General features: G+C 66.8%; 7 protein-coding genes. 5 read left to right on the top strand and 2 right to left on the bottom strand.

The features are described from left to right. The first annotated feature begins 122 nt into the window (after nucleotides 1–122). The 3 genes from K9B35_RS20020 to K9B35_RS20030 all read left to right on the top strand — a co-directional run bounded on the left by K9B35_RS20020 (nucleotide 123) and on the right by K9B35_RS20030 (nucleotide 3,577). Nucleotides 123–2,957, top strand: a complete 2,835-nt coding sequence (locus tag K9B35_RS20020; protein ID WP_224923774.1) for a M16 family metallopeptidase — start codon at nucleotides 123–125, stop codon at nucleotides 2,955–2,957. A 28-nt stretch (nucleotides 2,958–2,985) separates the two neighbouring features. Continuing rightward, nucleotides 2,986–3,285, top strand: coding sequence for a hypothetical protein (locus K9B35_RS20025; protein WP_224923775.1), 300 nt, complete (start codon nucleotides 2,986–2,988; stop codon nucleotides 3,283–3,285). Between the two features lie 118 nt (nucleotides 3,286–3,403). Further along, nucleotides 3,404–3,577, top strand: coding sequence for a DUF1328 domain-containing protein (locus K9B35_RS20030; protein WP_082737790.1), 174 nt, complete (start codon nucleotides 3,404–3,406; stop codon nucleotides 3,575–3,577). A gap of 127 nt (nucleotides 3,578–3,704) precedes the next feature. Here K9B35_RS20030 and K9B35_RS20035 read toward each other — a convergent pair whose 3' ends face one another. Beyond that, a complete protein-coding gene (locus K9B35_RS20035; protein WP_224923776.1) occupies nucleotides 3,705–4,772 on the bottom strand; it encodes a 5-(carboxyamino)imidazole ribonucleotide synthase in 1,068 nt (355 codons plus the stop codon). Beyond that, entirely contained in the window at nucleotides 4,769–5,254 is a 486-nt protein-coding gene (gene purE, locus K9B35_RS20040) for a 5-(carboxyamino)imidazole ribonucleotide mutase (protein ID WP_224923777.1), read from the bottom strand. The genes K9B35_RS20035 and purE overlap by 4 nt, the downstream gene beginning before the upstream one ends. A gap of 103 nt (nucleotides 5,255–5,357) precedes the next feature. Here purE and ada point away from each other — a divergent pair, with 103 nt between their 5' ends. Both ada and K9B35_RS20050 read left to right on the top strand, forming a co-directional pair. Next, the gene (gene ada / locus K9B35_RS20045; RefSeq protein WP_224923778.1) at nucleotides 5,358–6,395 is read left to right on the top strand and encodes a bifunctional DNA-binding transcriptional regulator/O6-methylguanine-DNA methyltransferase Ada; all 1,038 of its coding nucleotides are present in this window, start codon (nucleotides 5,358–5,360) and stop codon (nucleotides 6,393–6,395) included. Continuing rightward, nucleotides 6,392–6,859, top strand: a complete 468-nt coding sequence (locus K9B35_RS20050; RefSeq protein ID WP_224923779.1) for a DUF1203 domain-containing protein — start codon at nucleotides 6,392–6,394, stop codon at nucleotides 6,857–6,859. Before ada ends, K9B35_RS20050 begins: the two co-directional genes overlap by 4 nt. Nucleotides 6,860–6,964: the final 105 nt, after the last annotated feature.

Below are 6,964 nucleotides of genomic sequence, written 5' to 3' on the forward strand. Positions count from 1 at the left end.
GAGCGATGCTGCCGCGCAGATCGGTCAGCGGCAAGTTGGGAAAACAACGCAGGGTTGCGTGGCGTCGGCAGGCCGGTATGTTGTTGCGGTCGATACCTTCCACTGTGGGAACGCTCCGCATCATGAAATCCGCCTTTGTCAGCCTGACCGCACTCGCGGTCGTGCTCAGTGCCCCCGCTTATGCCCAGCAGGCCCCTTCCCCCGCAGTCGCCGCCGTGCCTGTCGCCGATCTCGTGAAGCGCGTGGACATTCCCTATGAGCAGTTCGTGCTCGCCAACGGCCTGCGCGTCATTATTCACACCGATCGCAAGGCGCCGATCGTTAGCGTCGCCGTGTGGTACGATGTCGGGTCGAAGCATGAGCCAAAGGGCAAGACCGGCTTTGCGCATCTGTTCGAGCATCTGATGTTCAACGGGTCGGAAAACTCGCCGGGCGAGTTTTTCGAGCCGCTGAAGGAAGTCGGCGCGACCGATTACAACGGCACGACCAATGCCGACCGCACCAATTATTTCCAGACCGTGCCGCGCGCGGCGCTGGACCGCGCGCTGTTCCTGGAAAGCGACCGCATGGGCTATCTGCTCGGCGCGGTGACGCAGGGCAAGCTGGATGAGCAGCGCGGCGTGGTGCAGAATGAGAAGCGTCAGGGCGATACCCAGCCCTACGGCCTGCTGCGCTACAAGATCAGCGAAGGGCTGTTCCCGGTCGGGCATCCCTATCATCACTCGACCATTGGTTCGATGGCCGACCTTGATGCTGCCAGCCTGGACGATGTGAAGAACTGGTTCCGCCAATATTATGGCCCGAACAATGCCGTGCTCGTGCTGGCCGGCGATATCGACGCCAAGACCGCCAAGCCGCTGGTCGAGAAGTATTTCGGCGCGATCAAGGCCGGTCCCAAGACGGCCGAGCCGATGGTGACCGTCCCGACGCTGGCCGAGGCCAAGGCAGAGGTGATGAAGGACCGCGTAGCGGTGACCCGCATCTATCGCATGTGGGCGGTGCCGGGCATGCGCGACGCGGAGTCGACGGTGCTCGACGCGTCGATCGGCGTGCTCGGCGGTCTCGCCAGCTCGCGGCTCGATAATATCCTGGTCAAGCAGGAGAAGCTGGCGGTTGGCGTCGGCGCGTTCAACCAGACGCTGGCGCAGGCCGGCATGGTGCTGATTTCCGCCGATGTCCGTCCGGGCGTCGATGCGGCGAAGGTCGGTGAGCGGCTGGACGCGATCATCGCCGATTACCTCAAGACCGGCCCGACCGCCGAAGAGCTAGAGCGGTACAAGACCCGCACGGCGTCGTCGCGCATTCGTGGCCTTGAGTCGGTCGGCGGCTTTGGCGGCAAGGCGGTGACGCTGGCGTCGGGCGCGCTCTACATGAACGATCCGGGCTATTATAAGAAGCAGCTCGCGACGCTGGCGGCGGTGACGCCGCGGCAGGCGCGCGACGTGACCGCCAAGTGGCTGTCGCGCCCGGTCTATTCGCTGACGATCGAGCCCGGTGCGCGCGCGGCCTATGCCGAAGCGGCAGGGGCGCCGAAGGAAAAGGCCAAGGTCGCCGACGAGGTGGTCAAGGGCACCCGCGGCGCGCTGCCCGGTGTTGCCGAGGTAAAGGACATCGACTTCCCGGCGGTGACGCGGACCAATCTGTCGAATGGCATCGAGCTGGTCTATGCGCAGCGTGACGCGGTGCCCGTGACGCAGGCGATCATCACCTTCGACGCGGGCGTCACGTCCGACGTGGCGAGCGCGCTTGGCACCGAGGGCATGACCCTGTCGCTGATGGAAGAGGGGACCAAGACCCGCAGTTCGATCCAGATCGCCGAGGCGCAGGAGCGGCTGGGCGCGGGAATCGGTGTGGGCAGCAGCGCGGATCGCGCAACCATTTCGCTGTTTACACCGAGCCCGAACCTGGCTGGTTCGCTCGACCTGATGGCGGACATCGCGCGTAACCCGAGCTTCCCGCAGGCAGAGGTCGAGCGCGTGCGCAATCAGACGCTCGCCCAGATCGCGCAGATCCGCGCGAACCCGGCGGGCCTCGCGCAGATGGCGATGCCGGCGCTGATCTATGGCAAGGATTCGCCCTATGCGAAGACCGCCGCGCTGGGCGGCGATGCGGCGGCGGTGAAGACGCTGACGCGCGACGACCTGATCAACTATTACAAGGCGTGGATCCGTCCGGATAAGGCGAAGATCTTTGTCGTGTCGGACCGTCCGTTGACCGAGGTGAAGGCGGCATTCGAGGCGAAGTTCGGCGACTGGAAGGGTGAAGGCGCCGCCGGGACGAAGGACTTCGCCGCCAAGCCGCAACAGGCCGCGCCGAAGATCCTGCTGATCGACCGGCCCGATTCACCCCAGTCGCTGATCCTTGCCGGTCAGATGACTCCGGTCGATCCGTTCGCCGATCCGATTGCACTCGGCACCGCGACCGAGGTGCTGGGCGGCGATTTCCTGTCGCGCATCAACATGAATTTGCGGGAGGACAAGGCGTGGTCGTACGGCGCGCGCGGCGGCCTCAGCCGGTTGGAGCATGCGGTGCCGTTCATCGTCTCTGCGCCGGTGCAGGCCGACAAGACCGGTCCGGCGATTGCCGAAATCCAGAAGGAGCTGAAGGGCTATCTCAGCGACAAGGGCATCACCAAGCTGGAGTTCGACCGCTCGGTAGTTAGCGCGATTCGCCGTCAGGCGGGGCAGTATGAGACCGCCGGTGCGGTGCTCGGCGCGATGCAGTCGAACGACTTCCTGCGCCGTCCGGACGACTATCAGGAGCAGATCGCGAAAAAATATCGCGCGCTGACGATCCCGCAGGTTGACGCTGCGGCACGCGCGGCTCTCGACCCGAGCAAGCTGGTTTGGGTCGTGGTCGGCGATGCATCGAAGGTTCGGGCACAGCTTGACAGCCTCGGCCTGCCTGTCGAGGTGGTGAAGCCCGAAGCAGTCGGCCCCGGCGCCGGCGGCAACTGAGGCGCAACGGATTATAGGAGAGACGAGCATGGCGAATGTCGATGGAAGCTGGGATACCGTAACCCACTCGCCGATGGGCGACCAGAAGGCGACTCTGACCGTCACCAGTGATGGCGACAGCTTTACCGGCAGCTATGCCGGCGCGATGGGGACGACCGACATCAAGGACGGCAAGGTCGATGGCGACAAGCTGATGTGGGCGCTCGACATCACCGTGCCGATGCCGATGACGCTGACCTGTGAAGCTACGGTCGATGGCGACACGATGACGGGCACCGTCACTGCGGGCGCGTTCGGCAGCTTCCCGATGGAGGGCACGCGCGCCTGATCTGGGCGATGTCGTGAGATGAAATGGCCCGCTGCCCGTGAGGGTGGCGGGCTTTTTCGTGGATGTCGGGGAACGATCGAAGGTTGGCGCGTTCTTTCTGAAACAAGGGAGATTTCAGATGCTACGTGCCGCCTTTATCTTTGCGATCATCGCGCTCGTTCTTGGCTTGCTGGGCTTTGGCGGGATCGCGGGGTTTGCCTGGGATATCGCCAAGATCCTGTTCTTCATCGCGCTGGCGGTGGCTGCGCTGTTCCTGATTCTGGGCGTGACGATCTACAAGAAGGTGACTTGAGTTAGTTTGTTTTAAGCTTCGCTGAAACGGCACCGGCCCGCTCCCCCACCCGGCCACCCATAAAATACACTGTCGTTGGGTCGCCGGGCGGGGGAGCGGGCCGGTGCTGTACTACTGAAACGACCGTCTAGCGGGTCACGCGGGTGACGTGACCCATCTTGCGGCCGGGGCGCGCCTCGTGCTTGCCGTAGAGGTGGAGGTGCGCGCCGGGTTCGGCGAGCAGGTCGTGCCAGGCATCGACGTCGTCGCTGATCAGGTTGCGCATCTCGACCGCCGCGCCGGTCAGCGTGACCGGGCCGAGCGGGAGGCCCAGTACCGCGCGGACGTGATTTTCGAACTGCGAGGTTTCGGCGCCTTCGATCGTCCAATGGCCGCTATTGTGGACGCGCGGAGCCATTTCGTTGAACACCGGGCCGTCGGGCGTGGCGAAGAATTCGCACGTCAGCAGGCCGACATGGTCGAGCCGGTCGGCAAGCTGGGTCGCGAGCGCGATGGCGGCGGGGGCCTGGTCGAGGATCGCGGCAGGGGCGGGCGCGGTCGAGCGGTCGAGGATGCCGCCGACATGTTCGTTGTGCGGGGTCGGATAGGCGATGCTGACGCCATCGACGCCGCGGACCAGCAGCACCGAGAATTCATGGGTGAAGGCGACCAGCCCTTCGAGCACGCATTCGCGCTCGCCAATCGCTGCCCATGCGGCATCGGCTTCGGTGGGGGACGCTAGGCGGATCTGGCCCTTGCCGTCATAGCCTTCGGTCGCGGTCTTCAAGATCGCGGGGGTGCCGATCGCGGCGAGTGCGGCGTCGAGATCGGCGCGTGATGCGACGGGATGCCAGGGCGCGGGACGGCCGCCGCATTCCTCCGCGAGGCGCTTCTCGTTCCAGCGATGCGCCGCCGTTTCGAGCGAGGCGCGGCCGGGGCGGACGGGGGCGTGGGCGGAGATCGTCGCGACCGCACGCGCGTCGATATTCTCGAACTCATAGGTGACGACCGCGCAGTCGCGCGCGAAGGCGGCGAGTGCGGCTTCGTCGTCATAGGCGGCGCAGGTAAAGGCGGCGGCGACGTCGCACGCCGGGCCGCTTTCGGGCGCATAGATGTGGCAGCGATAGCCGAGCTGCGCGGCGGCAACCGCAATCATCCGGCCAAGCTGGCCGCTGCCAAGGATGCCGAGGGTGCTGCCGGGCGGGACTGCAGTCATTCGGGGTCCGTTGCGACGCTCTCGGTCTGGCGTGCGCGCCATGCCTTGAGCCGCTCGGCGAGGTCCGCGTCGCTGGTGGCGAGGATCGCGGCGGCGAGCAGGCCGGCATTGATCGCGCCCGCCTTGCCAATTGCCAGCGTGCCGACGGGGATACCGCCGGGCATCTGAACGATCGAGAGCAGGCTATCCATGCCCTTCAGCGCCTTGGATTCGACCGGCACGCCGAGCACGGGGAGGTGGGTCATCGACGCCGCCATGCCGGGCAGATGCGCGGCGCCGCCCGCGCCGGCGATCACGACCTTGAGGCCGCGACCCGCTGCGCCGGTGGCGTAATCATAGAGGCGCTGCGGGGTGCGGTGCGCGGAGACGACCTTGGTCTCATGCGGCACGCCGAGCGCGTCGAGCGTCTCGGCCGCGTGGCGCATCGTCTCCCAGTCGGAAGTGCTGCCCATGATGATGCCGACCAGTGGTGCGTCCGCCATTCGCCTGCCCTGAAAGCTGCGGGAAAGCGTCCCCCTAAAGGCGTCGCGCTTTGGACGCAATGCGCGGGAAGCGATGTGTGTGCGATGCGCTATATCGGGGGGCATGACCGACGCGATGCTCTGTGACGATGAAGCCTGGGACGCCTTCCAGCGGCGCGACCGTGCCTATGACGGGCGGGTGATTGCAGGCGTGCTGACCACCGGCATTTACTGCAAGCCGAGCTGCCCGGCGCGGCACCCGTTGCGCGCGAATGTCCGCTTCTTTCCCGATGCGGCGAGCGCGCGGGCGACGGGCTTGCGCGCCTGTCTGCGCTGCAAGCCCGACGAGGTCGGGCGCGAGCGGGTGGCGGTGGCGAAGGCGGTGGCGCTGATCGAGGGTGCCGAGGAGGCGATCGGGCTGGAGGCGCTGGCGGAGCAGGTCGGCTATGCCCCGCATCATTTCCAGCGGCTGTTCAAGCGCGCGACCGGGGTGACCCCGGCTGCCTATGCCCGTGGTGTTCGCGCCCGCCGGGCTGCGGCGGCGCTGGATACGGAGGACAGCGTGACCGATGCGATTTACGAGGCGGGCTATTCCGCGCCCAGCCGCTTTTACGAAACCGCCGCCGACCGGCTGGGGATGACGCCGAGTGCGTGGCGCAATGGCGGGGCGGGGGTGACGATCCGCTGGACGGTCGCGCCGACGAGCCTCGGGCCGCTGCTGATTGCGGCGACCGACAAGGGGTTGTGCCGGGTGGCGTTTGACGAGGATTCGCTTGGGTTGGCGGCGCGCTTCCCGCGCGCGGAGATCGTCGCTGGCGGCGCAGCTTTGGCCGATCTGGCGGCGCGGGTAGTGGGCGAGGTGGAACAGCCGGGGCGGCACACCGACCTGCCGCTCGATGTGCGCGGCACGGCGTTTCAGGAAGCGGTGTGGCAGGCGCTGCGCGCGATCCCGCCGGGGGAGACGCTGAGCTACACGCAGCTTGCCATCGCGGCGGGGCGGCCCGGCGCAGTGCGTGCGGCGGGGACGGCATGCGGGGCGAACAGCGTCGCAGTCGTGATCCCATGCCATCGCGCCCAGCGCAGCGACGGCAGCATGGGCGGCTATGCCTACGGCATCGAACGCAAACGGGTGTTGCGGGCGCGTGAGGGAGTGGAAGAATGAGCTATATCGTCACCGGGTTGAGCCCGGATCCGTTTCTGCCGCTCTTCGGACAGTCCGATGCGGTGCTTGCCGAGCGCGGCGTGGTTCGCGTCCGCGCCGATGCCAAGCCGGGTTATCCGTGCCGCATCACGCTGGAGGATGCCGAGCCGGGTGAGACGCTGCTGCTGCTCAATCATGAGGATCACGCGGTCGCGACGCCCTATCGCAACGCCTATGCGATCTATGTCCGGGAGTCGGCACTGGCAGCGACGCGGTTCGAGGATGCGCTGCCACCGGTCTTCGCCAACCGTCCGATCGCGCTGCGCGGCTATGACGGCGACGGGATGCTGCGGGGCGCGACATTGGCGCTGGCCGGAGATGCGGAAGCGCGGATCGGGGAACTCTTTGCGCGGCCCGACATCGCGTACATCCATGCGCACAATGCCGCGCATGGCTGCTTCTCCGCGCGGATTGATCGGGGCTAGGGGGAGACTCGTTTTCAGCTTCGCTGAAGCGGCACCGGCCCGCTCCCCCACCCGGCCACCCAACGACAGTGTATTCTATGGGTGGCCGGGTGGGGGAGCGGGCCG

It is taken from the genome of Sphingomonas sp. R647 (assembly GCF_020177055.1).
In the GTDB taxonomy this organism is placed as follows: Bacteria; Pseudomonadota; Alphaproteobacteria; order Sphingomonadales; family Sphingomonadaceae; genus Sphingomonas.

Bases quoted from the DNA above. Each gene is read 5' to 3' on its own strand.
- K9B35_RS20035 (WP_224923776.1), bottom strand. From the start codon at position 4,772: ATGACTGCAGTCCCGCCCGGCAGCACCCTCGGCATCCTTGGCAGCGGC.
- K9B35_RS20020 (WP_224923774.1), top strand. From the start codon at position 123: ATGAAATCCGCCTTTGTCAGCCTGACCGCACTCGCGGTCGTGCTCAGT.
- K9B35_RS20025 (WP_224923775.1), top strand. From the start codon at position 2,986: ATGGCGAATGTCGATGGAAGCTGGGATACCGTAACCCACTCGCCGATG.
- ada (WP_224923778.1), top strand. From the start codon at position 5,358: ATGACCGACGCGATGCTCTGTGACGATGAAGCCTGGGACGCCTTCCAG.
- K9B35_RS20030 (WP_082737790.1), top strand. From the start codon at position 3,404: ATGCTACGTGCCGCCTTTATCTTTGCGATCATCGCGCTCGTTCTTGGC.
- purE (WP_224923777.1), bottom strand. From the start codon at position 5,254: ATGGCGGACGCACCACTGGTCGGCATCATCATGGGCAGCACTTCCGAC.
- K9B35_RS20050 (WP_224923779.1), top strand. From the start codon at position 6,392: ATGAGCTATATCGTCACCGGGTTGAGCCCGGATCCGTTTCTGCCGCTC.